General features: G+C 69.0%; 18 protein-coding genes, 2 tRNA genes and 1 pseudogene. 9 read left to right on the plus strand and 12 right to left on the minus strand.

The features are described from left to right. The 3 genes from AC3WQR_RS06845 to AC3WQR_RS06855 all read right to left on the minus strand — a co-directional run bounded on the left by AC3WQR_RS06845 (position 1) and on the right by AC3WQR_RS06855 (position 3,592). Positions 1–1,839 (minus strand): sensor histidine kinase, encoded by a 1,839-nt coding sequence (locus AC3WQR_RS06845; protein WP_390343578.1) that lies wholly within the window; start codon positions 1,837–1,839, stop codon positions 1–3. A 28-nt stretch (positions 1,840–1,867) separates the two neighbouring features. Then, the gene (locus AC3WQR_RS06850) at positions 1,868–2,506 is read right to left on the minus strand and encodes a response regulator (RefSeq protein WP_159276685.1); all 639 of its coding nucleotides are present in this window, start codon (positions 2,504–2,506) and stop codon (positions 1,868–1,870) included. 108 nt (positions 2,507–2,614) lie between these two features. Beyond that, positions 2,615–3,592: a helix-turn-helix transcriptional regulator gene (locus AC3WQR_RS06855; protein ID WP_492741529.1), complete on the minus strand. Its 978-nt coding sequence runs from the start codon at positions 3,590–3,592 to the stop codon at positions 2,615–2,617. A gap of 91 nt (positions 3,593–3,683) precedes the next feature. On the opposite strand from AC3WQR_RS06855, the gene AC3WQR_RS06860 reads away from it, so the two are divergent. After that, complete coding sequence (locus AC3WQR_RS06860; RefSeq protein WP_095745513.1) at positions 3,684–4,088, plus strand: GFA family protein; 405 nt, start codon at positions 3,684–3,686, stop codon at positions 4,086–4,088. Between the two features lie 66 nt (positions 4,089–4,154). Further along, entirely contained in the window at positions 4,155–4,568 is a 414-nt protein-coding gene (locus AC3WQR_RS06865) for a PaaI family thioesterase (RefSeq protein ID WP_062478117.1), read from the plus strand. On the opposite strand, the gene AC3WQR_RS06870 is transcribed toward AC3WQR_RS06865, so the two are convergent. Genes AC3WQR_RS06870 through AC3WQR_RS06880 form a run of 3 tightly spaced genes read right to left on the minus strand, consistent with a single transcriptional unit; the run spans position 4,565 to position 6,904 of the window. Beyond that, positions 4,565–5,107 (minus strand): GrpB family protein, encoded by a 543-nt coding sequence (locus tag AC3WQR_RS06870; protein ID WP_492741531.1) that lies wholly within the window; start codon positions 5,105–5,107, stop codon positions 4,565–4,567. The two genes, AC3WQR_RS06865 and AC3WQR_RS06870, sit on opposite strands and share 4 nt — an antisense overlap. Continuing rightward, positions 5,104–5,970, minus strand: a complete 867-nt coding sequence (locus AC3WQR_RS06875) for an alpha/beta fold hydrolase (protein ID WP_492741532.1) — start codon at positions 5,968–5,970, stop codon at positions 5,104–5,106. The genes AC3WQR_RS06870 and AC3WQR_RS06875 overlap by 4 nt, the downstream gene beginning before the upstream one ends. A 31-nt stretch (positions 5,971–6,001) precedes the next feature. Continuing rightward, on the minus strand, positions 6,002–6,904 hold the full coding sequence (locus AC3WQR_RS06880; protein WP_095745510.1) for a LysR family transcriptional regulator: 903 nt from the start codon (positions 6,902–6,904) through the stop codon (positions 6,002–6,004). Positions 6,905–7,023: 119 nt separating this feature from the next. Between AC3WQR_RS06880 and AC3WQR_RS06885 the strand changes: the two genes are divergently transcribed. Then, positions 7,024–8,037, plus strand: a complete 1,014-nt coding sequence (locus AC3WQR_RS06885) for a zinc-dependent alcohol dehydrogenase family protein (RefSeq protein ID WP_492741533.1) — start codon at positions 7,024–7,026, stop codon at positions 8,035–8,037. Between the two features lie 7 nt (positions 8,038–8,044). Here the strand turns inward: AC3WQR_RS06885 and AC3WQR_RS06890 are convergent, their stop codons facing one another. Together AC3WQR_RS06890 and AC3WQR_RS06895 are read right to left on the minus strand one after the other, a co-directional pair. Continuing rightward, a complete protein-coding gene (locus tag AC3WQR_RS06890) occupies positions 8,045–9,121 on the minus strand; it encodes an MBL fold metallo-hydrolase (RefSeq protein ID WP_492741534.1) in 1,077 nt (358 codons plus the stop codon). Positions 9,122–9,203: 82 nt separating this feature from the next. Beyond that, the gene (locus AC3WQR_RS06895) at positions 9,204–10,091 is read right to left on the minus strand and encodes a CsgG/HfaB family protein (RefSeq protein WP_070060896.1); all 888 of its coding nucleotides are present in this window, start codon (positions 10,089–10,091) and stop codon (positions 9,204–9,206) included. Positions 10,092–10,269: 178 nt separating this feature from the next. Between AC3WQR_RS06895 and AC3WQR_RS06900 the strand changes: the two genes are divergently transcribed. Then, a complete protein-coding gene (locus AC3WQR_RS06900; RefSeq protein WP_062472430.1) occupies positions 10,270–10,500 on the plus strand; it encodes a hypothetical protein in 231 nt (76 codons plus the stop codon). A 43-nt stretch (positions 10,501–10,543) separates the two neighbouring features. On the opposite strand, the gene AC3WQR_RS06905 is transcribed toward AC3WQR_RS06900, so the two are convergent. Next, complete coding sequence (locus tag AC3WQR_RS06905) at positions 10,544–10,945, minus strand: GreA/GreB family elongation factor (protein WP_062472433.1); 402 nt, start codon at positions 10,943–10,945, stop codon at positions 10,544–10,546. An 889-nt stretch (positions 10,946–11,834) separates the two neighbouring features. Here AC3WQR_RS06905 and AC3WQR_RS06910 point away from each other — a divergent pair. The 5 genes and pseudogenes from AC3WQR_RS06910 (at position 11,835) to AC3WQR_RS06930 (ending at position 24,924) form a co-directional block, all read left to right on the plus strand. Continuing rightward, the gene (locus tag AC3WQR_RS06910; RefSeq protein ID WP_492741536.1) at positions 11,835–12,458 is read left to right on the plus strand and encodes a hypothetical protein; all 624 of its coding nucleotides are present in this window, start codon (positions 11,835–11,837) and stop codon (positions 12,456–12,458) included. A gap of 288 nt (positions 12,459–12,746) precedes the next feature. Further along, positions 12,747–13,601, plus strand: a complete 855-nt coding sequence (locus AC3WQR_RS06915) for a hypothetical protein (RefSeq protein WP_492741537.1) — start codon at positions 12,747–12,749, stop codon at positions 13,599–13,601. A 291-nt stretch (positions 13,602–13,892) separates the two neighbouring features. Further along, a complete protein-coding gene (locus tag AC3WQR_RS06920; RefSeq protein WP_492741560.1) occupies positions 13,893–21,038 on the plus strand; it encodes a hypothetical protein in 7,146 nt (2,381 codons plus the stop codon). A 409-nt stretch (positions 21,039–21,447) separates the two neighbouring features. Beyond that, positions 21,448–21,861 (plus strand): annotated as a pseudogene (locus tag AC3WQR_RS06925) (hypothetical protein); the annotation flags it as partial. A 222-nt stretch (positions 21,862–22,083) separates the two neighbouring features. Then, positions 22,084–24,924, plus strand: a complete 2,841-nt coding sequence (locus AC3WQR_RS06930) for a prealbumin-like fold domain-containing protein (RefSeq protein ID WP_492741561.1) — start codon at positions 22,084–22,086, stop codon at positions 24,922–24,924. A 42-nt stretch (positions 24,925–24,966) separates the two neighbouring features. Here the strand turns inward: AC3WQR_RS06930 and AC3WQR_RS06935 are convergent, their stop codons facing one another. The 3 genes from AC3WQR_RS06935 to AC3WQR_RS06945 form a co-directional block, all read right to left on the minus strand. Continuing rightward, positions 24,967–25,407: a YXWGXW repeat-containing protein gene (locus AC3WQR_RS06935; RefSeq protein ID WP_062472450.1), complete on the minus strand. Its 441-nt coding sequence runs from the start codon at positions 25,405–25,407 to the stop codon at positions 24,967–24,969. Positions 25,408–25,644: 237 nt separating this feature from the next. Next, a tRNA-Asn gene (locus AC3WQR_RS06940) sits at positions 25,645–25,720 on the minus strand. A gap of 204 nt (positions 25,721–25,924) precedes the next feature. Continuing rightward, positions 25,925–26,000 (minus strand) — tRNA-Asn (locus tag AC3WQR_RS06945). Positions 26,001–26,002 lie beyond the last annotated feature (2 nt).

Here is a 26,002-nt window from a genome sequence, read left to right on the forward strand (position 1 = left end):
TCAGGGCAGCGCGCAGGGCCAGTCGAGCGACACGCGCGTGCCGCCGGCCTGCGCGTCGGCCCGCTCGATCTGCAGCCGCGCCCCGATGGCCTGCGCCCGCGAACGCATGTTCGCGAGGCCGTGGCCACCGGGGCGTTCGTTCGCCGGCAGCCCGCGGCCGTTGTCGGTGAGCACGATGCGAACCAGCGGCGGCGTCTGCTCGCCGTGCCAGCCCACATGCATCACGATGCGCGTGGCGCCGGCGTGCTTCAACACGTTGGTGAAGGCCTCGAGCAGGATGCGTTGCAGCTGCAGTGCGGCCTGCGCGGCAAAGGGCGCGAGCGTGGGGATGAGCGCCACGTCCCACACCAGCTCGATGCCCGCCGCGTCCAGCCGGGGCTGCAGGCGGTAGCGCAGCGTGGCCAGTACGGTCGTCAGGTCGTCGTGCATGGGCTGCAGCGAATCGACGGCCATGCGCATCTCGTCGAGCGCCAGCTTCACGTGCTCCTCGACCACGTCGCGGTCGGGCGCGGGCTGATTCACCACATTGAGCAGGCCCACGAGCTGCGAGCCCACGCCGTCGTGGATCTCCCGCATGATGCGCTGGCGCTCCAGCAGCACGGCCTGTTCTTCCTGCTGCTTGCGCACGGTTTCGAAGGCGCCGCGCAGCTGTTCTTCGCGCTCGGCCACGCGCGCGGCGAGGTTGGCGTTGAGCGAACGGTAGTCGGCCACGGTGCGGCTGTAGCGCTCCACCACGAGGCCGGCCAGGATCATCACGAAGAAGAAGATCGCGTGCGAGGTGAGCGTGTAGTAGGCGCCGCCGAACAGGCCCATGCGCACCAGCAGCAGGTCGTGCGCGCCAGCCAGGATGGCCAGCGTGCCCGCCGCCATCAGCACGCCCGCGATGCGCCGCCGCGCCACCAGCGCGCCGTGCACCACGTAGGGCAGGCAGATGGTGCTCGTGACCTGCAGGATCGCCAGCCCCGTGGTCCACAGCGCCGGCAGCGCGAAGGCGAAGGAGGCGCAGGCCAGCACCACCGACAGCGCCAGCGCGCCGTAGATGGAGCGCACCAGCCAGGGCGGATTGCGGTCGAGCACCAGCAGCACGAAGCGCGCGATCAGCCCGATGTGGCAGGCGTAGCAGACCGCCACCACGGCGCCCCACAGCGGCCAGGGCACGGGCCCTTCGGTCAGCACGCGGTCGAGGTTGCGCGCCACGCCCGAGAGCGCGGCCAGCGCGAAGCAGCCGTAGAGCGCGTCGCGCTGGCGCAGCCACAGCCCCGCGGCCAGGCCGCCCATCAGCAGCAAGCTCACGGCATAGACGATGGCCGAGGTGTTGCGCCAGTTCTGCTGCGAGCGGTGCAGCGGGGCCAGCGAAGCCTCGGGGCCGTAGAGCACGCTGGCCAGCCCGCCGCCGCGCTGGCGCTGGATGGTGGCCTGGATGAGCAGTTCCTGCGGCTGGCCGTCGCCGCGCCGCAGGGCGGCGGCCAGCGGGATCAGCAGATTGGCCTTACCTGCGTCGTAGGCCGGGTCGCCGAGCACGCCGTAGTTGGCGACCAGCGCGCCGTTGAACCACACGGCGGCCTGGTTGCCCAGGCCCGACATCAGCAGGGCCTGGGCGTCGTCCGCGCGGGCGGCGTCCGGGGGCAGCACGATGCGGTAGCTGGCCTTGCCGCCGCGCCCCGGAAACTCGTGGTCCCAGCGGAAGGGTAGCGCCACCTGCCGCACCTGCATCGGCAGGCCGTCGGGCTCGAGGCTGGCTTCGGCCCAGTCCACGTCGGTGGTGCCCGGCGGGGTGGCAGCGTGGGCGAAGGGGGCTGCGAGCACCAGCCACAGCAGCAGTTGCAGCACGGCTTGCATGCGGGAAAAGAAGGGGCGGCTCACGCGGCTAGGAAAGCCGGCCTGGAGGGCGGGTCGCCAACACGGCGTCCGAGGGTGGGGGCGCATCCAGCTTGCCGTAGATGTTTCTGATATGGGTTTGAACCGTCGATGCGGAGACTCCCATCTGCGCGCCGATTTCGGCATAGGTGAAACCACGAGACACCCGGTCGAGCACTTCGGCCTCGCGCGACGAGAGGTGCCCGGGCGCGCCGTCGGAGGCCTGCCAGCGGCGCAGCAGCTGCCGCGCGATGCCCGGCGGCAGCGGGGAGCCGCCGGCGCCCAGGTGGCGCAGGTGCGCCGCCAGGTCGGCCTCGGTGCCGTCCTTGAGCAGGTAGCCGCGCGCGCCGGCCTCGAAGGCCTGCACCATGTGGGTCTCGTCGCCGAAGATCGTCAGCACCATCACCGCGCAGGCCGGCTGCATGCGGCGGCACTGGCGGATCACCTGCAGGCCGGGGTGGTCGGGCAGGCCGAGGTCGACCAGCAGCACGTCGACCGGGTTGTCCGTGAGCCAGTTCAGGATGTCGACCGCGTTCGAGGCGCTGAAGGCCAGCGCCAGTGCGGGGTCGGCGCCGATCACGCGGGCGATGCGCTCGCGCATGCCGCTGTCGTCCTCGACCACGGCGACCTGGGTGGCGGTCAGGGGCATGGCGGGCTTCCGCAGGCGAGACCGGGGCCGAGGCGCATGGGCAGATCCGTTTCCGTTCGGAGGTTGCAGGTGCCGCAAGCCTATCGGCCGGTATCGAGCGAGCCCATCCTATAGACGGGGGATGGGGGTACCCTGCCGGCGCGCGATGGTGTCCAGCCGTGCGGCGACCTGCGCCACGTGCTGCACCAGTTCGGGAGGCGACTCGATCTCGATGTCGTGGCCCAGGCAGCCCAGCCACACGGCCAGCGCGTCGAGCGAACTGGCGCCGATGACGACGCGCGTGCGGTCCGCGTCGAGGGCTTCGGGCACGCCGCCCACCCAGCCCAGGTGCGGTTCCAGCGCCGCGAGCGGGGCATGCACGATCACGCGCGCGTGGTGCAGGTAGGGCGAGACCTTGAGCGCGTGTTCCATGTAGGCCTCGACGTCGCCCAGCGGCAGGCGGCGCGCGGTGAAGCGCGCGCCCGTCGGTTCGGCGTCGACGATGCGGTCGAGACGGAAGGTGCGCCAGTCCTGGCGCGCCGTGTCCCAGGCCAGCAGGTACCAGCGCTGGCCGGTCTGCACCACGCGATGCGGCTCCACCGTGCGCGCCGTGGCGGTCTGGTGGTGGTCCTGGTAGCCGAAGCGCAGTTCGCGCCGCTCGGTGCAGGCCTCGGCGAACATCGACACCGCCTTCACGCGCACGCCCGACTTGCTGCGCATCACCGGCACCACCGAGGCGCGCACGCTGCCCAGGCGGCGCTGCAGGCGCGGCGGCATCAGCTGGTCGAGCTTGGCAAGGGCGCGCATCGAGGCGTTGCCGATGTCGCCTTCGCCCGTGCCGGCATGGCCGAGCGCCAGCGCCACGGCAATGGCTTCTTCATCTTCCAGCAGCAGCGGGGGCAGGGCGCTGCCCGCACCCAGCCGGTAGCCGCCGGCCACGCCCGAGGTGGAGTCGACTGTGTAGCCGAGGCTGCGCAGCCGGTCGACGTCGCGGCGCAGCGTGCGCTCGGTGATCTCCAGGCGCTCGGCCAGGGCGGCGCCGGTCCAGGCGCGCTGGGCCTGGAACAGCGCGAGCAGGCGAAGCAGGCGGGCGGAAGCGGACAGCATGGGCTGCATCATGCCGGCGATCGAGGACAGAATCTGTCCGCAATGGGTCGTAGCCTCGGGTTTCATCCACTCGTTTCCACGGACACCGACCATGAAGAAGACCTATCACGGCAGCTGCCACTGCGGCAAGGTGCGCTTCCAGGCGCTCATCGACCTCGCCGCGGGCACCGGCAAGTGCAACTGCTCGATCTGCATGAAATCGCGCGGCTGGGGCGCCATCGTCAAGCCGGCCGACTTCACGCTGCTGTCGGGCGAAGAAGACCTGTCGAGCTACCAGTTCGGCTCGTTCAGCGCCGAGCACCTGTTCTGCCGCCATTGCGGCGTCAAGTCCTTCGGGCGCGGCAACGTGCCAGAGATCGGCGGCGCGTACGTCAGCGTGAACGTCTCCTGCCTGGACGACGCGACGCTCGAAGAGCTGTCCACCGCGCCGGTGCGTTACATGGACGGTCGCCACAACAACTGGTTCGAGGTGCCGGCGGAGGTGCGCTATCTCTGAGATGACCGATGGCCCCGCGCTTTCGGCTGAGAATGCCTGTTGCTTCACCTGCTGCGAACGAAAACAATGAACGACGAACTCGAAGCCCGCATCCGCTCGGGCCAGGCGCTGTCCGAATCGATGGGCAACTTCCACGTGACCGGTTGGGACGCCGAGCACAAGACGCTGAAGGCCGCCTTCACCGTGCGGCGCGAGTACTGCCACACGAACGGCACGATCGCCCAGGGCGGCTTCATCACCGCCTGGCTCGACGCGGCCATGGCCCATGCGGTCATGCACGACACCGAGCAGGCGCAGACGGTCTTCAGCCTGGAGATCAAGGTGAGCTTCTACGAGAAGGTCGGCCCCGGCGAAGGCCGCGTCGAGGGGCGCGTGATCCGGCGCGGGAAGCGCGTGGCGTTCCTCGAAGCCGCGCTCTACAACCCCGATGGGAAGCTGGCCGCAGAGGCCACGTCGACCGGGATACTGGCGAGTCTCTAGAGCCAGGCCTGCCCGACCTGGGCCTGTATCTCCCGGATCACCGCCTCTTTTTCCTGGTTGTAGACCTGCGGGTTGGCCGGGTCGATGGCGTGGGCGCGGTCCTTGGCTTCTTCGTACTTCCTGCGCAGGTCCGGGCGCCGGTCGAGCACTTCCATGAACGCCAGCGAATCGGCATGCACCGGGTCGCCGCGATGGCAGATGTGCAGGTTGAGGTTGAACCTGCGCCCGCCGTGCAGCACGGACGCGCAGACGTAGGGCTTCTCGTCCGTGTCGACCCACACGGGGCGGCGGTGAAACCCGAGGGCCTCGAATTCCGCCTGAGCCATGCGCAGGTCATCATGAAGTGTGATCGCCGCGATGTCGACCATCGGCTTTCCTCGCAGGCCGACGATGGCCGTGCTACCGATGTGCACCAGTTCCACGCCATCGAGCTGCGCTTGCACGTCACGCTGCACCTGCGCGAACACCTCGGCGTACGCCGGGTCGTAAGGCAGGATGTGGCGCTGGTCCAGGCTCTCGTCGAAGGCGAGGAGCTTCATCGCACGATGCGCGCGAGCCAGGCCAGCAGCACGGCCACGACTTCGTCGCGGTTGGTCTCGTTGAGCGTCTCGTGGCGTGCGCCGCCGAACAGATGGCACGACACGTCGCGCAGGCCGGCCTCGCGGTAGCGCTGCACCAGCGGGTAGAACCACTCGGCCTTGTTGCTGACCGGGTCCTGGTCGCCGGTGAACAGGTACAGCGGCAGCTCGGGCCGGATGCGCGTCTGCATCGCGGCGGGCGTGAGTTCGTCGAGGCTGGCGAACATGGAGCCCATGCCTTCGGCCGACACGGTGAAGCCGCACAGCGGGTCGGCGATGTAGGCATCGACCTGGGCCGGATCGCGGCTGAGCCAGTCGAAGGGCGTGCGCACGTCGGGCAGCGCGGCGTTCATGTCTTCGAGACGGAAGCCGCTTTGCAGCGCCCCGCCCAGCAGGTCGAGCGCCGTGGTGCCCGACAGCACCGCGCCCGACAGCAGCTCGCTGTGCCGCACCAGGTAGTACTGCGTGGCGAACGAGCCCATGCTGTGGCCGACGAGGACCAGCGGCAGCCCGGGGTGCTCGGCGCGTGCGTGACGGCTGAGCAGCGCCATGTCGTCCACGAGGCCGGCGAATCCGCGCGGGCCGAACTCGCCAAGTTCGTCGCGCGCGGCGGCGCCGGGGCCGTGGCCGCGGTGCTCGTTCGCGTAGACGACGTAGCCGGCCTGCGTGAGCGCATCGGCCAGCGGCCGGTAGCGCAGCGAATGCTCGCCCATGCCATGCGCCAGTTGCACGATGGCGCGCGGCGCGGTGCCCTGCCAGCGGTGGGCCTCCACCGGATGGCCGTCGTTGGCGGTCAGTTCGAAGTGGGTCTCGGTGCTCGGCATGCGGGGTCCTCCAGGGAAGTGGACTTGCATCCTAATCGTTGACGGCCCGCAGCATGGCCTTGCGCAGCCACGCCTGCGCCGGGTCCTTGTCGGTCACTGCGCGCCAGGCCATCCGCAACTGGTAGCTCGGGCTGTCGAAGGGCAGGGGCTCGCAGCGCAGGCCGCTTTGCGCCGACAGCGCCAGCGCCACGTGCTCGGGCACCGTGGCCAGCAGGTCGGTGCCGGCGAGCACGGCGGGCAGGCTGCCGAACTGCGGCACCGAGAAGAGCACGTCGCGCTGGCGTCCGAGTTCGCCCAGCGTTTCGTCGACGGTGCCGCACAGGTCGCCGGCATAGGTCACGAGCAGGTGGCGCCGGCGGCAGTAGTCGTCGAGCGACAACCTGCCGGGCGCGGTGTCGGCGCGCAGCACGGCAAAGCGCGCGGTGCGGACCTTGCGCACCTTCGCATCGGCGGGCAGGTCTTTCAGGAAGGACATCACCGCGCTGACACGTCCCTGGTCGAGGTAGCGCATGGCGTTGCGGTAGCAGACGGTGAGCGTCACCAGCTTGGCGCCGGGCACTTCGGTGCTCAGGGCGCGCAGCAGGCGGGGCAGCATCGCGATTTGCAGGTCGTCGGTCAGGCCGATGCGGAACACCGGCGCGGCGCGCGCCGGTTCGAAGTCGGCCTGCGCGCGGAACGTGGCCTCGATCTGCGCGAGCGCGGGGCCCAGGCCCTGCATCAGGGCGAGTGCCCGCGCGGTGGGTTCCATCACGCGGCCCTGGCGCACCAGCAGCGGATCGCCGGTGAGATCGCGCAGTCGCGCGAGCGCATGGCTCACCGCGGGCTGGCCGAGGTTCAGCCGCTCGGCGGCGCGGCTGACGTGGCGCTCGCGCATGAGCGCGGCCAGCACAGTGAGCAGGTTCAGGTCGATGCGGTTGAGTTCGATGGGTTTCATCGGGGTCGGGGCGTTATCGATGGTGCGCATAGCGACTATCCCGCGAATCGATTTCCTTGATGACGCTGCGGCCTCTAGATTGAAGCCATCGGTCATTCAAGAAAAGAAGGAGAGTTGTCATGAGCAGGATGGTTCGCTTCCACGCATTCGGCGGTGCCGAGGTGCTGAAGCTCGAAGAGGTCGCGGTGCCGGCGCCGGGCATTGGCGAGGTGCGCATCGCGGTGCAGGCCATCGGCCTGAACCGGGCCGACGCGTTGTGGCGCGAGAACCTGTACATCGAAGACGCGACGTTGCCGGCGGGGCTGGGCAACGAAGCCGCCGGCGTCATCGAGGCCGTGGGCGAGGGCGTCGAAGGGCTGGGCGTGGGCGACAGGGTCGCGGTGCTGCCGGGGGCGAGCCAGGGGCTGTATCCGACCTACGGCGACCGCATCCTCTTTCCGGCCGCGCACGTGGTGCGGTATCCCGCCAACCTGTCGGTCGCGCAGGCTGCGGGCGCCTACATGGCCTACCTCACGGGCTACTTCCCGATGTTCGAGATGGCACGGCTGCAGCGCGGTCAGGTGATGCTGGTCACCGGGGCGTCATCGGGCACCGGCATCGCGGCGCTGCAGATGGCGCGCGTGGCGGGCATCGTCGCCATCGCGGTCACGCGCACGGCCGCCAAGCGCGACGCGCTGCGGAAAGCAGGCGCGACGCATGTGGTCGTGACGGACGAAGAAGACGTGGTCGAGCGCGTGCTGGCGCTCACCGAAGGCCGCGGTGTCGACCTGGTGTACGACGGCGTGGGCGGCGCGCAGGTCGAGCGGCTCGGCGACGTGGTCGCGCATGGCGGCTGGTATGTGCTGTATGGCCTGTCGGGCGGCGCCGAATTCAGGTTTCCGGTGATTGCGCAGTTCCGCAAGAGCTGGCGCTTCCACGTCTACAAGGTGCTGGAGCACACGGGTGCCGCCACCATGGGTTTGCCGCGCGACGAAGGTGCATTGGGCCGTGCGCTGGCTTTCATCGATGCGGGCCTTGCCGATGGCACGCTGCATGTGCGCATCGACCGCAGCTTCGCGCTCGACGACGTGGTGCAGGCCCATCGCTACCTCGAGCGCGCCGGGCACATCGGCAAGGTTGTGCTCGAGGTCTGATCGACGTTCAGGCGGCGGAGGTCAGCCGGTACCAGGCCACCCCGTCGTCGGCGACGTCGCACGCGATCTCGCCGCGGTGGCGCAGGTAGTTGAGGCAGGCGAGGCTTTCACCGGTGGCCATGCCCAGCAACGGCACGTCGGATTCGGCGATGCTGCGCGCGAACAGGCTCGTGAACACATCGACCGCGCGCTTCGGCGTCTTCAATGCGTTACGCAAGCGGTCGAGCGAGCGCTCCTGCCCGTGCTGCAGCCGGTCGATGCGCGCATGCAGGCCGCGGAAGCACTCGTTGTGCGACGGCAGCACCAGCACGTCGTCGGGCACTTCGCGCTTGAGCTTGGCGAGCGAGGAGAGCCAGTCGGCCATCGGGTCGGCGTCGGGTTCGACGGGCGAGACCGACACGTTGGATGAGATGCGCGGCAGGATCTGGTCGCCCGAGATCAGCACCTTCAGGTCGGGGCAGTACAGGCACGCGTGCTCGGGCGAATGGCCGTTGCCGGTGACGACGCGCCAGTCGTGCGCGCCGATGCGCAGCACCTCGCCGTCGCGCAGGCGCCGGAAGCTGTCGGGCAGCGGGTGGATGTGCTTGCCGAAGTTGCCGAAGCGCGTGCGGTAGGTCTCGATGGCCGCCTCGCCCCAGCCGGCGCGGCGGTAGAAGGCGATGGCGTCGTCGGGCGCTTCGCGGCCGGTGTCGGACACCATCACGCGGCACATGAGGTATTCGGAGCGGGTCATCCACAGCCGCACGCCGAACTTGCGCGTGAGCCAGCCGGCCATGCCGACGTGGTCGGGGTGCATGTGCGTCACGAAGACGCGGGTGAGGCCGCGCGTGTCCGGCGAATTGGCGAACAGCTCGCGCCAGACCGCCACCGTTTCCTCGGTGCGCACGCCGGTGTCGACCACGGCCCAGCCGTCGCCGTCGTCCAGCGCCCACAGGTTGATGTGGTCGAGCGAATAGGGCAGCGGCATGCGGATCCAGTGGACCCCGTCGGCGACCTCGATCGACTTGCCGCGTGGCGGAAGCTCCGTAAAGGGATAAACAAGCTTGCCCTTGGCTGCTTCCGCCGACTCTTCCAAACCATCCATCGTGTTTCACCTCCAGAGGGATGAATTGTGAACCCGACCGGCATTCGGCCCGGGTCACTTCGAAGACGATGGACGGCCGCGCTTACTTGCGGCGCGGGCGGGCGGCGCCCGGCGCCGAGGTCTGCGACGGGGCGGCGCCGCCGTCCACGCCCAGCCGGCCGCCGCCGCCCAGGCCTTGTCCGCGCACCGTCTGCGCCTTGTAGTTGCGCAGCGAACGGACCATCTGGTTGAAGGCGTCCATGAAGGCCGCCGCGATCACCTTGCCCTGCGCGGTGTTCGTGTAGCCGCCGATGCCGCCGGCACCGCTGCGGCCACCGAGGCCGCCGAAGCCTGCGAAGTCGGTCTTGGAGGCGCTGCCTTCGGCCGCAGCCACCTGCACGCCCGAGCGGTTGTCGATGAGCGTCAGCAGCGCGCTGGCTTCCTTGGTCTGCAGGCTGGCGCCCACGGCCGCGATGGCCCGGCCACGGCCGCCGCCCACGAGGCCGCCGAGCGCGCCGCCGATGCCGCCGGCGTCGTTGTTGCTGAACACGATCTCGGGCGACAGGCCGTAGTCGGAGGCCACCATCTGGCCGCGACCGAAGTTGCTGCCGCCGCGCATCTCGCCCGATTGCATCAGTGCGCGCTCGCGCGTCATGGCGTTCATGCCGGCCGCGCCGCGCTCCACCACCACGAAGCAGTTCGACTGCTGCACCAGCAGGCGCAGCAGGTTGGCCGTGGGCGGCAGGCGGTATTCACCGGTGAGGATGGTGTACCAGCCGGCATTGACGTTCTCGATCAGCGAGACGGTACCGAGCGGCGAATCGCAGCGTTCGAGCTGGCTGCTCTCGCCCGAGGTGGCGCCGCCGGCAGCGCTGCCCGTGGCCGTGGTCTTGGCCGCCGGAGCGCCCATCTGCATGTCCATGGTCTGGCAACCGGAAAGCGCGAGCAGGCCCGCGAGTGCGCTGGCGAGAGAGAGTTTGGAAAAAGGCATGTCCCTGTCCATCAAATGAAAACAATGTGGCGTCCGCCCCACCGGCGGGCGCCGCGCCCGCGCGACGATACGGGCCGCCCGATGCGCGGGCCAGTGTCGAAAGTCACAGGGTCAGGAACATTTGTGGCGCTTGTCGGGGCTTGGTTACAGTCCGAACTTCATTCGCAGGAGTTTTCAGATGGCCACAAAAAAGAGGAATATCGTGGGAGAAGCCGCCGTCGAGCTGACGACGCAACAGGTGGCGCAGGCCCTGGCCATTGCCGGGGCGTCGGGCTACAGCGGCAGCGCCGATCCGTCGTTCGTGGGGGCGGTGCTGGTGGCGCTGGCAGTCAACACGAGTTCCGTCAGCGCGACCATCGACAGTGCGAAGAGCAGGGGCCCCGGCGTCGCCGGCGTGTTGCAGCACTGACCAGCCGGTGGGGCGCCGGCCTCCGGCCTGAGCCGGCGCACTTTCAGGTCGTGTAGTCGCCGCTGGCTTCCGGCTGGAACAGCACGGCGATCACGCGCGCGCTGTGTTCGCCGCCGCCCGGCGTCTTCCAGCGCGCGACCGCGCCGGTCTTCTGGCCGAGCAGGCCGATGCCGACGGGCGAGAACACCGAGATGAAGCCCGTGGTCGGGTTCGCGTCGGCGGGGTAGCAGATCACGATCTTCTGCCGCTGTCCGGCGGGCAGGTCTTCGATTTCCACCTGGGTGTACATCGTCACGATGTCCGAGGGCATTTCCCGTGACGGAAGGATGTCGGCCGTGTCGAGCAGATCGACCAGGGCCGGGGGAAGCGGCGTGTCCGCGAATTTGCTGAGGCGGACGTAATCGAGTTCGGTGAGCGTGCGCTCCCCGTGAACGGTTGAAAGCATGAAGCACTCCAGATGAACGCAACCCGCCTTTCCAACAGACAGGGTCGCTACCGCGCGGTGTGGTGCCCGGCGGTCAAGGTGTGCGCATCAAGAAGAAGGTAGCGGACCGCCGGGCTCAGGAATGTGCGGACGTGCGTCGGAGGACCGACGTGGCCGCCGCGACGACGGCGCCCACACGACGACCGGCCGCTGCCATGGGCAGGGCTGCGCGCGCAGGGTATCGACGGGGCGAGAGGAGAGCCATGGGGCGCGAGTGTAGGGGATTCTGGCCAGATTGGCCAATTATGGCCCTACGGGTGCAGCGAGGAATTGCCGTGGAATCTCTGGATTCAATCAGTAGAAAGCCCGAATTGAAATCAAGAGCCTGTGATTCGAGACGACGTGAATGAGTGATGGGAAAAGGGTGGGCAAGCGCTCATATTTACCGGATTCTTTGCGAGTTCGATATTTTCATGACCACCGGGATTTCTCTGTAATTCATCAATGAATAATTTCTTGTACCGCATCGAATGAGTGATTTCAAATTAATTCCATGAGCTTGAATTTATTGAAAATATTATTTCATGAATAGGGAGCACGCCTGAGGCTGCGGTTGTTGTCATTCGATCTCAATTGTTTTGATTCTCCCAGAAGCTTGAAAGCTTCAATTGAGGGGGCTTCAGGTCGAACGAAATGGTGGATGCATTTTGTTTGTTCAATATGTCTCATTTGCGCATCCTCTGTTCTTTTGTTTGATTGCCATAAAAGCCCCGAGACATAAGAATTCAGTACGCAAAAATCTAAGTGGCCGACTGCCTTCAATTGCAAGCAATGTTGGTCATTTGTTTGCAATAAGAAGTTGATTGCAAATTTTGCGCGTGAATTTCAAATATTGTTAATTGGGGTTTGAATGACAGCATCCACATGGGACTTGTTCTTGTCGTCGTCGCGAGGCCGCGCAGGGGCGGTCCACCCGCTGATCCGCGCAGGCCTGGTCCTGCTTGCCGCAGGCGCCGCGACCGTCGCGCTCGCGCAACCCACCGCTTCGCTGGAGGCGCCGCGCGCACCTGTCGCGGCCCAGGCCGTGACCGTCGTCCTCGCCCAGTCGAAGGTGGTCAAGGGGCCCGACGGCAATGAACAGTTCCAGGACGCGGCCACCATCAAGCCGGGCGACGTCATCGAATACAAGGCCACCTACACCAACAACACCGGCAAGCCCGTCAAGGGCCTCGTGGCCGATCTGCCGATCCCCGAGGGGCTGGAATACCTGCCGCGCAGCGCCAAGCCGGGTGCCAGCCTCGTGAAAGCCGCCACCAAGACCGCCGTCTTCGAGCCCGAGCCGCTCGTTCGCAAACTGCCCGGCGGCAAGACCGAACCCGTTCCCTACAGCGAGTACCGCATGCTGCGCTGGAGCCTGGGCCAGTTGCCCGCAAACGGCAGCCTCGCCGTGAGCGCGCGCGCCAAGGTCGAAACCGTCGCGCCGCCAACGGCAGCGCCTCCCACGCCCGCCACGCCGCCCCCGCGCGGCAAGTAAAGGCCGCGCCGGCCCTCGCGCGCTGCGCGAGGCGAGGGCGCCCGCCTTTTCCATCGATCTCTTGTTTCTGAGTGCCAGTCGGCAGGTACGCGCTCGCCCGTCGAAACGTATCCGCCAGGTTCTTTCGTGTTCCCGGGCGCGCTGCCGGCAGGCTGGACGGTCAAGTTCGTGGCGTTTGGCGGCACTTGTGCATCGCCGGCCATCTCGAACCTCGCAGTCATCGCCGGGGGACAGCAGGCGGTCGAAGCGTGCGTCACGCCGCCTTCCTCGCAAGCCGCAGTCACTGCAGTGAAGATCTACTTCAAGGTGCAATCCACTGCGGTGGCCTCGACCGGCGGCATCGCGTCTGACGTCAAGACCGACGCCGTGACGGTGACCTCGACGGCCCTTCAGCTGGGCGCCTCGCTCACGCCGAACAACAACGGCCAGGTCGCACCCGGCGGCACCGTGGTGTATGCCCACACGCTGACCAACATCGGCGCCCAGAGCTGCGGCGCGTACACGCTGACAGCCAAGGTGCCTGCGGCAGATGAGGCGCAAGGCTGGACCACCACGGTCTACCTCGACGTCAACGGCGACGGCCAGATCGACGCTGGCGACACGCCGGTAAACGGTCCGCTGGCAAGCCTGCCGGCCGGTGCAGCGCAGAAGCTGCTGGTGCGCGTGTTCGCGCCGGGCGGCGTGAGCGCGGGTGTCAGCAACACCACGACGGTGACGGCCACCTTCACCGACCCGGCCCCCAACTGCGGTACCCCTTCGGCCACTGACATCACGGCCGTGATCACCGGTCAGATCCGCGTCCTCAAGACGCAGGCGGCCGATGCGACCTGTGACGGCGTGGCGGACACCGCGTTCGCGGCAACGTCGCTGCAGTTGAAGCCGGGCCAGTGCATCGTCTACCAGGTCGTTGCCACCAACGAAGGCATCGTGCCGGTGACCAACATCGCCATCAACGACGCACTGCCGGTGTACACCGTCCTGAGCGCGAAGCAGCCTGCATTGCAGTGCGAAGCCCCGGGCATTGGCGGTACGGCGCCGGCCTTCGCATCGACCGCCACCGCGGTGAGCTGCGGCAGCGCGGCCAACACCGTGGCCCCAGGTGGAAAGGTCACGCTGACCTTCGCCGTGCAGATCAACCCCTGACCTGACATCGGCGCCGCCGACGGTTCCGCAAGGGCCGTCGGCTGTTTCCCGCGAGGCCCGGGTTTGCCCCGGTGCCTCGCCTGTTTCCCCTGCCGCTTTCGCGCACATCGCTGCATGCAAGCCGTGCCTTGCCGGCCTTCGAGGCGGCAGAGGAAAGAGTTCTTCGACTGTTTGACGTGCCTCCCGCAGCGGGAGGTGCCAGGGAAGGTTCACCGCGTGCCATTTCTTCTTTCTTCTTCGCGTGCCGGCATGCCTCGGTGGTGGGGCTGCGTGGCGCTCGCGCGCGGCGCGATGGCGGCGTTCGGCCTCGCACTCGCCACCGCAGTGGCGCTCGCTGTGCTGTTCGCACCGGTCGCGCAAGCGGCGCCCGCGCCCGGCGGCGTCGTGATCCGCAGCATCGCGACGGGCACCTACGTCCCTGCCGGCCTCGGGCACAGTGAGACGGCCATCTCCAATGCCGTGACCGCCAGCGTGCTGCCCGTGGAGGCGCTGTCGCTCACGCAGGACCAGCGCGTGAACCGCCCGCCCGGCACCGTCGTCACGCTGAGCCACCTGCTCACCAACACCGGCAACGTGGCTTCGCGCTACACCCTGGGCCTCGTCAACGACGGCGTGGGGTGCCCGGCCGACGGGCTCGACCTGTCGGCGTTGCGCGTGGCGCGCGACGGCAACCACAACGGCGTCGTCGACGCCTCCGATCTGGTGCTGCTGCCCGGTGCCGCCGGCACGCTCGCGCTGGAGCCGGGCCAGACGGCCGAACTGCTGGTGCAGGGCACCATTCCCGCCGCGGCCAGCGGCAGCGCCTGCGTGGTGCTGAGCGCGACCACCGCCCTGCAGGGCGCGAGCGCGAGCAATCGCGACACGGTCGACGTGGGCAGCGTCGCCGTGCTCGCGCTGGTCAAGTCGGCCAGCCATGCGGGGGCGGTCGTGCCCGGCAGCACGCGCATCGACTTCAGCATCTCGGGCACCAACACCGGCGCGCGCGACGCGCAGCCCGGCGGCGCGGCCGCGCCCACCGGCACGCAGGTGCTGGTCAACGGCAGTCCGCGCAGCCTGCTGCTGCTGCGCGACCTCGTGCCCACGGGCACCCGCTACCTCGCTGGCAGCCTGCAGAGCACGGCAGCCGGCGCGGTGCGTCTGTTCCGCATGCCCGGTGACGCCGACTTCAGTTACCGCACCGCCGAAGACGGCGCGGCGATCGAAGTGGCCATCGGCGTGCCCACAGCCCTCGCGCGCAATGCCTCCATCGCCATGCAGTTCGCGGTGCAGGTCAAGGCCGATCACACCGGCGACATCCGCAACACCGCGCACAGCCAGTACAACGACGGCGTCGCGCCCGCCGCGTCGCCGTCGAACACGGTGGTGATCGCGATGGCGCCGCCGCAAGGCCAGGGCCGCATCGGCGTCGCCAAGGCGGCCTCCACGCCGCGCATGCACCGCGGCGCGGACGGCCAACCCGACGGCACGGCCACCGTCACCTTCGACGTCCACGTGCGCAACTACGGCACGGCCGCGCTGCACGGCGTGCAACTGGCCGACGTGCTCGAAGGGCAGGGCGCCACGCAGTTCGGCACCCGCACGACCGCTGCGGTGCCGGGCGCGCGCCAGTACACCGTGGTGCCCGGAACCCTGGCCATCGTCGGCGGTCCGGGCAACGGCGTGGCGGGCACGGTGGCGGCGGTCAACGCCGCGTTCAATGGCACCGCCTCCGCGCAGGACCTGCTCGCACCCGGTGCGGTGCTGCCCGTGGGTGGTCAGTTCGCGGTGCGTTTCGATGTGCGCTTTCACGCGTCGGGTCGCGCGGGCACGCTGCTCAACACCGTGCGCGCACAGGCTGCGCTCGCTGCCGGTGGCCCGCCCACCGTCTTCGACGACTCCGTCAACGGCAGCAACCCCGATGCCGACGGCGACGGCAACCCCGGCAACGACACCTCGCCCACGCCGGTGCAGCTGCAGCAGCCCGTGCTCTCGCTCGTGAAGAGCGTCTCGCAGCTGCGCCGCGTGGCAGAGGGCGTCTACGAACTCGACTACCGTTTCAAGGTCGGCAACACCGGCGCGGCCCCGGCCCCGAACGTGCGCGTGATCGACAACCTCGATTGCACCTTCGACATGGACAAGCCCGAAGGCCTCGTCGCCGCCTGGGAACTCGTCGGCGCGCCGAAGGTGCGCAACGGCGTGCTGCAGATCGCATCCGGCTTCACCGGCCGCGCCGCCTGCGACCGCGAGGCCGCCGCCAGCGCCGATCCCTTCCGGCTGCCGATGCAGGCCGCGCTCGGCCTCACCGACGGCAGCCGCGCCCTGGCACCCGGCCAGAGCGAGGACATCGAATTCACCGTGCGCGTCACCCGCAAGCCGTCGAGCAACGGCGCCCGCGTGCCGTTCACCAACAAGGCCTGGGCGGCCGCCTTCGAGCAGAACACCGCTTCTGCGTCGTCGGCCGCGCTCGTCACCGCGAGCGCCAGCAGCGCGTCCTCGATGCTGGCCGACCCGCAGGGCGTGGTCTACAACGCCGTCACGCGCCAACCGGTGGCCGGCGCCGTCGTCACCTTCACCCGCCAGTCGTGCAGCGACGGCGCTGCCCGGCCGATGGCCCTGGCCGAGGTGTTCGGCGGCGACAGCGGCGTCTACCGCGCCAACGCCGACGGCAGCCTGTCGATGACCACCGGCGCCGACGGCGGCTACCAGTTCTATTTCCTGTCGCCGCCGGTCACCGGCAGCTGCACCTATGCGCTGGGTGTGGCGCCGCCCGCGGGCAGTGCCTACGCGGCGCCTTCGCAGCTCATCCCCGCCACGCCCGGCACCTTCGACCGCTGCGGCGCCATCGTCCCGAACGCTGCGTCGCCGCAGGGCGCGGAGCCCACCACGCACCACTTCTCGCTCAAGGCCGGTTTCGAGCCCTCGGGCGCGGCCTGCGACGTGGTGCACAACCACATCCCGCTCGACCCGGGCAACGTGCTCGGCCTCGTGCTGCGCAAGGAAGGCAGCAAGCGCCAGGTCGAGTTCGGCGATTTCCTCGACTACGCGCTGGTCGTCACCAACAAGACCGGCTTTCCCGTCACCGGACTCAGTCTCTCCGACCAGTTGCCGCCGGGCTTCGCCTACGTGGCCGGCAGCGCGCGGCTCAACGGTGCGGCCACGGCCGATCCCGTGGGCGGGGCCGGTCCCCGGCTGGTCTTCAACCAGCCCGGCCTCGCGCTTGGCATCGACCAGTCCGCCGCGGTGCGCTACCGCGTGCGCGTGGGTGTCGGCGCGCCCACCAACGGAGACGCCGTCAACCGTGCCCGCGCCAACGCCGGCCCGATGCAATCGAACCTCGCCCAATGGACCGTGCGCGTGACCGGCGGCGTGTTTTCCGACGATGCCTTCCTCTTCGGCAAGGTCTACATGGACTGCCGGCGCGACGGCCGCCAGCAGGGCGTCGACGAAATCGGCGTGCCCGGCGTGCGCCTGTACATGGAAGACGGCACGCACGTCATCACCGATGTCGAAGGCAAGTGGAGCCTGTACGGCCTCAAGCCCGTCACCCACGTGCTGCGGCTCGATGCCACCACGCTGCCCGCCGGCGCGCGGCTCGAAGCGCTCGACAACCGCAACGCCGGGCGCCCCGACAGCCGCTTCGTCGATCTCAAGAAGGGCGAATTCCACAAGGCCAACTTCGTCGTCGCCAACTGCGACGCACCGGCGGTGATGAGCGACGTCATCGCGCGGCGCGAGGCCATCGCCGCCGTGCCCGACACCGAGGCCGAAGCCCAGGTGCGCATGCGCCTGGACCCCGAAGGCCGGGTCGTCCCCGTGGGCGACCGGCGCGCGCTGCCTGCCAGCGGCGAGGTGCGCGCGGGCGGCAGCACCGGCACCAGCACCACGCAGGCCAGCTCGGCGCCGCTGATCGCAATGCCCACTGCACCGGCGTCGCCCAGCAGTTTCATCGGCGGCGCGTCGGGCAGCCAGGGCAGCACGCTCGGCGCGATGACGGGCGGCGGTTCGGCGGATGGTGCATCCCCCGTGGGCAGCCTCTTCTCCGGCATGCGCGTGTCCCGCGGCATGGCGCAGCCGACCGCTGCTGTAGCGCCGCCGCAAGCCGCCCCCAGTCCCATCGACCTCGAAGCCCTGCTGCCCCGCATCGAAAGCAACGCCCTCGGCTTCATCGACCTGCGCGACGGCGACACCTTGCCCTCGACCTCGCTCAACGTGCGCGTCAAGGGCGAAGCCGGCCTGGCGCTGCGCCTGAGCGTCAACGGCCAGGGCGTCGAGGAGCGCCGCGTCGGCAAGAAGACCGAGCAGGCCAGCCGCCAGATCGGCGCCTGGGAGTACATCGGCATCGTGCTGCGGCCCGGCGTCAACCGCCTCGTGCTCGAAGCCGTCGATCCGTTCGGCAACGTGCGCGGCGCCGCGCAGCAGATCAGCGTCACCGCGCCCGACAAGCTCGGCGCCATCCACATCGACGTGCCCGCCTTGGCGCAGGCCGACCTGCGCACGCCCGTCGTCGTGAAGGTGCGCCTGACCGACGCGGCCGACGTGCCCGTGACCGCGCGCACGCAGCTCACGCTCGAGACCGACCGCGGCCGCTGGCTCGACGAAGACCTGAACCCCGCCGAGCCCGGCACCCAGGTCTTCATGGACGGTGGCGTGGCCGACTTCCGCCTGCTGCCGCCCGGCGAACCCGGCGATGGCCGCTTGCGCGTGACGGCCGCGAGCTTCACGAGCGAGGCGCGCCTGGCGCTGCTGCCCGAGCTGCGCCCGATGATCGGCGTGGGCATCGTCGAAGGCGTGCTCGACTTCACGAAGCGCGGCCAGGTGCCGCTGGGCGCGATGCCCGCGGGCGCGGCCTTCGAGGCCGAGCTGTCCGGCCTGGCCGACGAGGGCAACGACAAGCGCCGTGCGGCCGCGCGCGCTGCCTTCTTCTTCAAGGGCGCCGTCAAGGGCGAGTACCTGCTCACCGCCGCCTACGATTCCGACAAGACGCGCAAGGACCGCCTGTTCCGCGACATCCGACCCGACGAGTTCTACCCCGTGTACGGCGACTCGTCCGCCAAGGGCTTCGACGCCCAGAGCACGCAGAAGCTCTACGTGCGCATCGACAAGAACCGCTCCTACCTGCTGTACGGCGACTTCAGCACCGCCAGCAGCACCGAGGTGCGCAGCCTGAGCCAGGTCAGCCGGTCGCTCACCGGCCTCAAGCACGTCTACGACGACGGCGAGGTGCGCACCACCACCTACGCCTCGCGCACCGCGCAGACCCAGCAGGTGGAAGAGTTTCGCGCGGTCGGCACCTCGGGCCCGTACTACCTGGGCGCCAGGGGCGGCGAGTTCGTCGAGAACAGCGAGCAGGTCGAGATCGTCGTGCGCGACCGCAACCAGCCCGACCTCGTGCTGCAGCGCTCGACCGTGACGCGCTTCGTCGACTACACCGTCGAGCCGCTCACGCGCCGCCTGCTGTTCACGCGCGCCATCGCGTCGGTCGACCCCAACCTCAACCCGCAGTCGATCCGCGTGACCTACGAGGTCGACGCGGGCGGCCCCAAGTTCACCGTGGCCGGTGCCGACGTGCAGCTCAAGGTGGCCAAGAACCTGCAGGTCGGCGTGGTCGCGGCCATCGACGAGAACCCCGAGAACCGCCGCAAGCTCGGTTCCGTCACCGCCCTGGCGCGCCTGGGCGACCACACCACTGTCGCCGGCGAATGGGTGCAGACCGACTCCGACCACAACGGCAAGGGGAGCGGCGCCCGCGTCGAGCTGCGCCACCAGGGCGAAGACCTGGCCGTGGCCGCGCTGGCGAGCAAGACCAGCACCGGCTTCGACAACCCCGGCGCGAGCTTCCCCGCCGGGCGCACCGAAGCCTCGGCGCGCGCCGAGTACCGGCTCGACGCCGCCACCGCGCTGCGCGGCGAACTGCTCTACGGCCAGGACGCCCTGCGCGAAGGCACCCGCCGCGGCATCACCGCCAGCGTGCAGCGAAAGTTCGGCGAGCAGCTGGTGGGCGAGTTCGGCCTGCGCCACGGCCACAACGGCACCGGCCTGGGCAGCGGCTCGGGCTTCGACTACGGCCAGGTCTCCACCTACAGCGGCAACCTCGGCAGCGGCGTGGCCGCCAACAACGTCACCGCGCTCGGCGCGGCGGCCAACGCCGGCACCCAGGCCAACGCCAACGACGACAACCTGACCACCGTGCGCGCCCGCCTGTCGGCGCAGGTGCCGGGCCTGCCGCAAGCCAACGTGTTCGTCGAAGGCGAGCAGGACATCCGCAAGTCCGACCGCCACGTGCTCGCCGTGGGCGGCAACTACGCCGTCACCGACAAGACACGCCTGTACGGCCGCTACGAGCTGGTCTCCAGCCTCTACGGGCCGTACGAGCTGAACGCGGGGCAGTCGAACAACGTGGGCATCCTCGGCATCGAGAGCGCCTACATGGAGGGCGGGCGCGTGTACAGCGAGTACCGCCTGGCCGACAGCCTCGACGGGCGCGCCGCGCAGGCCGCCACGGGCGTGCGCAACACCTTCCGGGTCGACGACCACTGGCGCCTGACCGGCGGCGTCGAGCACACGCGCCAGATCGGCGGGGTGCGCAACAGCGGCAACAACGGCACCGGCCACGCCAGCGGCCTGGCGGGCGACTCCACCGCCATCACCGGCGGCGTGGAATACACCGACGCACGCATCAAGGCCAGCGGCATCCTCGAAGGCCGCCACGGCGACGATGCCGACACGCGCCTGTTCAGCGCGGGCTTCGGCTTCAAGATCGATGCGTCATGGAGCCTGCTGGCGCGCAGCGTGATGAGCGCCAGCGAAGGGCAGGGCGCCAACGCCGGCAACGCGCACCACCTGGCGCGCCACCAGATCGGCCTGGCCTACCGTCCGGTGGACACCGACAGCTGGAACGCGCTCATGCGCTACGAGCGCCGTTCCGAGCGCGTCACCGGCACCGGCAGTTCGACCGGCGCACTCGACGGCGCGAGCGTCTTCGGTGCGGGCAACGGCAGCGCAGCGCTGCCCGGGCGCACCAGCGCCGACATCGTCTCGGCCCACCTCAACTACAACCCGCGCCCCGGCACCGTCATCAACGGGCGCTACGCCGCCAAGTGGTCGCGCGCCGACGACGGCCTGCTGCGCAGCACCTACTGGGCGCATCTGCTGCAGGCGCGCTACACGCAAGACCTCAACGACAGCTGGGACCTCGGCGTGCAGGCCGGCCTGCTGCGCGGCAAGGGCGGCGGCCTGCAGAAGACCTTGGGCATCGAAGTCGGCTACCAGGTCATGAAGGACCTGTGGGTGTCGGCGGGCTACAACTTCGTGGGCCTGAAAGACCGCGACCTGGCGGCCAACGACTACACGAGCAAGGGCGCGTACATCCGGCTGCGTTTCAAGTTCGACGAGACGGCGCTGGGGGCTGCGTCGGCGGGCGCGGCAGCCCCCGTGAAAGACGAGCGGACCGATCGATGAAGTCGCGGAGGAATGGCCAATGAAAATGCAAAAAACTGATTCGATGCGCTGCGCGACGGCGCTTCGCTGCCTACCCGTGCGGAAGAGTGCGATGGCGCTTGCGAGAGGCGTGGCGCACTTCTTTCATGCCTTGCGCGGCGTCGTCTTTCTGGCACTGACCTCGCTCCTGATCGGCACGCAGGCCACGGCTGCGGAGGTATGTCTAGGGGAGAGCGGGACCTACGGGGGGGGTGCTGTCACCACGGATGGCGCATGCGAGGTGAAGGAAAAGTACGCAGGGAGTACTCATGTCCGGCTGGGAAGGTTCAACTTGCGGGAGGCATGCACGTTCAATTTTTCTGTGCCGATGAAGAACCTGAGCGTTCGAACCTACGTGCTCAACTGCAACCCAGCAGATGGGTGCGAGAAGATGGTGGTGTCCGTCAATGGAAATCACTATCCGTTCACTGCGGCGGAGGTCACGACGCCTGTCCTCGATCCAACGTCCGCATATTGGAACGCCCTTGCGCCGGTAAAAATCGATGCAGACGGCAATCTTGAGGGGGCGACACCCGGGTCCGGGGCTTCTGCATGGGCCCTTGTTTCGAGAACATCCGTGTCTTCCGTCACGCTCTCGCACGAGCCACTCTACGGTCAGCCGAATGGGACGGACAACGTGGTGTGCTTCTTCGTGCCAGACCCCCCAGCCCCCCAGTTGGCGCTCAAGAAGGAAGCCAGCGCAGCCCCATGGGTCGTCGGCCAGCCTGCCAGCTACACACTCACGCTGACGAACACGACTGGCGCCGCGACCACTGCCGATACGGTGGTGACCGACAGAGTGCCGCCTTCGCTGACCATCGGCGACCTTCCCCCGGGGTGCAGCCGAGTGGGCCAGAACGTCAGTTGCCTGGTGCCCCCAGGGTTCACATCGTCCGCGTCCTTCGTCATTCCGGTGACGCCCCTGCCTTCGGCCGTGCCCGGCGTGACCAACACGGCCACGGCATCGGGGGGGGGAGACGCCACTTGCAACGGCACGGGGGCGTGCACGAGCACGGTGACCACGCCGGTGGCCCTTCCGCCTCTGCCCGTCATCACCTCGACCAAGACGGTCAGCGCCAGCCCGCTGGTGGTGGGGGCGCCCGACCAGTTCTACTCCCTGTTCATCACCGTGGCCAACGGGACGACCACGGCGCCCATTGGGCTGACGGAGTTCTTGCCCGCGGGCATGAACCTGCGTGGCGGGCCGACGCTGATTCCGGGAACGACCACCGGCACGCTGGTCGGGTGCCCGACGATCGGCGGCGGCGTCTTCTGCAGCGTGGCGGCCGGTGTTGCACCGGGCACCTTCGAAATCAGGATTCCCGTCAGCGTCAGCACACCGGCCGCGGGCCTGAACAAGGGCACCAACATGGCGAACCTGAGCGGTGGGGGAGACCTGGCATGCACGACGGCGGTCAACGAGGCCTGCGACTCGACCACGCCGCCCACATCGGTCGACATGATGCAACTGAAGCTCCAGAAGACGGTCAGCGTCGCCAAATTCTTCGTGGGCGTGCCGGCCAGCTACACCCTGAAGCTCAGCAGCAACGGCAGCCCGACCACGGCGCCGGCCGAGATCACCGACGCCATTTCATCGTCCCTGCGCATCGGCACGCTGCCCGCGGGCTGCACGGCCGTCCAGCAGAACGTGACCTGCACGGTGCCCCCCGGCCTGATGACCTCCCATTCGTTCGTGATTCCCGTGACGCCGCTGCCGTCTGCCGTGACCGTGGGGGCCCCGGTGTCGTACATCGTCAATGTCGCGATGGCCTCCAAGGGCGGGGATCCGTATTGCGCCGGAATCGGCGTGTGCCGGAGCACGACGAATACGCCCGTGGCCTTTCCGCTGGCCATCACCTCGACGAAGACCGCGAGTGCGAATCCGTTGATCGTCGGCGCGGCGGGCCAGTTCTACACGGTCGCCGTGAAGGTGGAGCATGAACCGACCACGGCGCCGCTGTTGGTAGAAGACATGCTGCCCACCGGCATCACGCTGGCCGGGCCGCCCGTGCTGATCGCCAGGACCACCACCGGCGTCCTGAGCGGCTGCCCTGCGGCAGGCTCGCTGATTTCCAATTGCAGCGTGGCCGCCGGTGTGGCGCCGGGCACCTTCGACATCCGCATTCCCGTCGAGGTCGACAAGACGGCCGTGGGCGCGCAGTCCGGCACGAACACGGTGAACCTGAGCGGCGGCGGCGATGCGCTGTGCACCCCGCTGGTGACCGATCCCTGCGATGCCACGACGCCGTCCATCGGGGTCCGGCTGGGTGACCCGAAGGTCCGCATCCTCAAGGCGGCGTACGTCGGTTCGGGCACCCACCGCTTTCGCTTTGCGCTGTCGGGCCTCAGCGTGAGCAGCGACACCATCACGCTCACCGTGCCGGGGGAGGAGTTTGGCGCGCAGACCATCACCGGCAGGGTCGGCGTCCCGGTCACCATCACCGAGACGTCGCCCGCCGGCTGGCCCGTGAACCCGGTGAGCGCCAGCTGCTACGACGTGAAGGACGCCATTGCGCCGTCGCCCATCCCCGGGGTGTCCGCCTCGAGGCGGGCGGCAGCGGCGGCAGCGGCGTCGCTGCCGCCGGTGGTGCTGGCCGGCAACGTGCTGACGATTCCCGCCGAATGGATGGTGGGCGGCGCGGACATCGTATGCACCTTCGTCAACAGCGACGCCTACGCCATCACCGGCCGCGTCTTCAGCGACAACGGCAGCGGCGCGGGCGTGCCGAACGACGGCGTGGCCAACGGCGGCGAAGCGGGGCTCGTGGGCGTGCAGATGCGGCTCACCAACTGTGCGGCGGGCGTGTGGTCCACGGCGGTGACCGACGGCTCGGGCCACTACCGCCTGGAGGTGCCGTCGCAGCCTTCGTCGCCATCCGATGGCGATCCGCTGTGCGTCGAAGAGGTGACGCCGGCGGGCCATCTGTCCACGGGGGCGTCGGTCGGCGGCACGCCGCTGCCTTCCGGCACGGGCGTGGCCGTGGGCGGGCGCACCTACACCTACACGCGCACCGCCGCGGGGGCGCCGGATCACATCGGCTTTGCATGGAACGAAGCCCGGGCCGGCGAGCTGAACTTCGGCGACGTGGCCCTCAACCGCTTCGGCGCCGACAGCGCCCGCACCGGCTCGCCCGGCAGCAGCGTGAGCCACGCACACACCTTCGTGGCGCAGACCGGCGGGACGGTGAGCTTCGGCGTGGCCGGCGCGGTGGCCACGCCGCCGATCGATGGCTGGAGCGCCAAGATCTTCGACGACCCGGGCTGCACCGGCGCCTTGCAGGCCGGCGCCGCGGTGCTCTATCCGCCGGCGGTGCCCCGGCCTGTGACGACAGGGCAGAACCTGTGCGTGGTGGTGCAGGAGTTCATTCCGGCCAGCGCGCTCGCCGGCTACAACGACAAGCGCTCGGTGCAGGCGAGCTTCGTGTTCACCAACGCGTCACCCGCGTTGAGCGCGAGCTACCTCGTGCTCGACACCACGACCGTGTCGAGCACGGCGCTGGAGCTCAAGAAGGAAGTGCGCAACCTGACGAAGAACGGCGACTTCGGGCTCAACAACGAAGCCAAGTCGGGCGAGACGCTCGAGTACCGCATCACCTACACCAACAACGGCGCGACGCCGATCAGCGGCCTGACGGTGAGCGACGTCACGCCGGTCTACACCAGCTTCGTCGCCTCGCAGGAAGGCGCGACCCCGCCGACGCTGACCGCATGCACGAAGCGCACGCCGGCCAATGCAGTGCCTGCGCCGGCCGTGGCGTGCGCGGCCGCGCAGGCGCCGGGCGGAACGGGTTCACTGGACTGGAAGTTCACCGGGCAACTCGCGCCCGGTGGCACGGGCAGCGTGCGGTTCAGGGTGACGGTGAACTGAGGGCTTGCGCGTCAGCAGGCGCGCAAGCTGCTGCTGCTGCTATCAGCAGCGTCCCTTTTTCGCCTGGCCGGGCGGGCAGTGGCCGCCGCCACGGTGGTCGTCGTCATGGTCGTAGCGGTCGTGGTCATGGCGACGGTGGTGGCGGTCTTCGCGGCGTTCCTCACGGCGCTCGGCGCGGCGCCAGTCGCCTTCGCGCCAGCGCCAGCCGCCGTCGGCGCGCACCCAGCCGCCCGGGGCGTAGGCGTAGTCGGGGCGGGCTGCCACGTAGTAGCCGGGGCGCCATGCGTAGGCGCGGTCGTTCCATTGCCAATGGCCGGGCACCCAGACCTGGCCGCTGCGAGGGCGGGGCGCGGGCTCGTAGCGTGGTGCAGGCGGGGCGACCTGGATCAGGCCGGGCACGTTGATGTTGACGGAGACCTGTGCCACGGCGGGCAAGGTGGCAGCGGCCACGGCGGCGGCCAGAAGAATTCTTGTGAGTTTCATCGTGATGCCCTTTGGTTGTTATGAGTGACTGAGCCCGAACAACGCCTGACCGGCGCGGTGCGTGCACGGGGTTGTCCTGGGCAAGGCCGCAGAAGTTGTTAACAAAGAGGGAGTTTTGCACGCAGGGCGGGGCGTCCGTGTCGGACAGGCCCGCGTGCCGCGCAGCGAAGGGCCGATGTGTTGCGCAGAAAGCGAAAAGGCCCGTTACCTTGTGAGTAACGGGCCTTCAGCAAATGGTGGCTCCTCGACCTGGGCTCGAACCAGGGACCTACGGATTAACAGTCCGGCGCTCTACCAACTGAGCTATCGAGGAACAAGCCTTCAATTATATTCAATGAATTCGCCGTTCTGAGACGACGGCGATCATTTTTGATGGGTGAAGCGTGCAGGGCGATTGATTTTTTTCGCACCTTCCACGTCTTCGCCCCCGCGTGCTTGGTTCGCGTGGGGCTCCACAAATGAAAAGGCCCGCTACCTTGTGAGTAGCGGGCCTTCCAGAGGCCTTGCGGCTTTGTAGTGGCTCCTCGACCTGGGCTCGAACCAGGGACCTACGGATTAACAGTCCGGCGCTCTACCAACTGAGCTATCGAGGAAC

The sequence above is a fragment of the Variovorax sp. FW305-3-2-15-B-LB1 genome, assembly GCF_058787635.1.

Bases quoted from the DNA above. Each gene is read 5' to 3' on its own strand.
- AC3WQR_RS06845 (WP_390343578.1), bottom strand. From the start codon at position 1,839: ATGCAAGCCGTGCTGCAACTGCTGCTGTGGCTGGTGCTCGCAGCCCCC.
- AC3WQR_RS06850 (WP_159276685.1), bottom strand. From the start codon at position 2,506: ATGCCCCTGACCGCCACCCAGGTCGCCGTGGTCGAGGACGACAGCGGC.
- AC3WQR_RS06855 (WP_492741529.1), bottom strand. From the start codon at position 3,592: ATGCTGTCCGCTTCCGCCCGCCTGCTTCGCCTGCTCGCGCTGTTCCAG.
- AC3WQR_RS06860 (WP_095745513.1), top strand. From the start codon at position 3,684: ATGAAGAAGACCTATCACGGCAGCTGCCACTGCGGCAAGGTGCGCTTC.
- AC3WQR_RS06865 (WP_062478117.1), top strand. From the start codon at position 4,155: ATGAACGACGAACTCGAAGCCCGCATCCGCTCGGGCCAGGCGCTGTCC.
- AC3WQR_RS06870 (WP_492741531.1), bottom strand. From the start codon at position 5,107: ATGAAGCTCCTCGCCTTCGACGAGAGCCTGGACCAGCGCCACATCCTG.
- AC3WQR_RS06875 (WP_492741532.1), bottom strand. From the start codon at position 5,970: ATGCCGAGCACCGAGACCCACTTCGAACTGACCGCCAACGACGGCCAT.
- AC3WQR_RS06880 (WP_095745510.1), bottom strand. From the start codon at position 6,904: ATGAAACCCATCGAACTCAACCGCATCGACCTGAACCTGCTCACTGTG.
- AC3WQR_RS06885 (WP_492741533.1), top strand. From the start codon at position 7,024: ATGAGCAGGATGGTTCGCTTCCACGCATTCGGCGGTGCCGAGGTGCTG.
- AC3WQR_RS06890 (WP_492741534.1), bottom strand. From the start codon at position 9,121: ATGGATGGTTTGGAAGAGTCGGCGGAAGCAGCCAAGGGCAAGCTTGTT.
- AC3WQR_RS06895 (WP_070060896.1), bottom strand. From the start codon at position 10,091: ATGCCTTTTTCCAAACTCTCTCTCGCCAGCGCACTCGCGGGCCTGCTC.
- AC3WQR_RS06900 (WP_062472430.1), top strand. From the start codon at position 10,270: ATGGCCACAAAAAAGAGGAATATCGTGGGAGAAGCCGCCGTCGAGCTG.
- AC3WQR_RS06905 (WP_062472433.1), bottom strand. From the start codon at position 10,945: ATGCTTTCAACCGTTCACGGGGAGCGCACGCTCACCGAACTCGATTAC.
- AC3WQR_RS06910 (WP_492741536.1), top strand. From the start codon at position 11,835: ATGACAGCATCCACATGGGACTTGTTCTTGTCGTCGTCGCGAGGCCGC.
- AC3WQR_RS06920 (WP_492741560.1), top strand. From the start codon at position 13,893: ATGGCGGCGTTCGGCCTCGCACTCGCCACCGCAGTGGCGCTCGCTGTG.
- AC3WQR_RS06935 (WP_062472450.1), bottom strand. From the start codon at position 25,407: ATGAAACTCACAAGAATTCTTCTGGCCGCCGCCGTGGCCGCTGCCACC.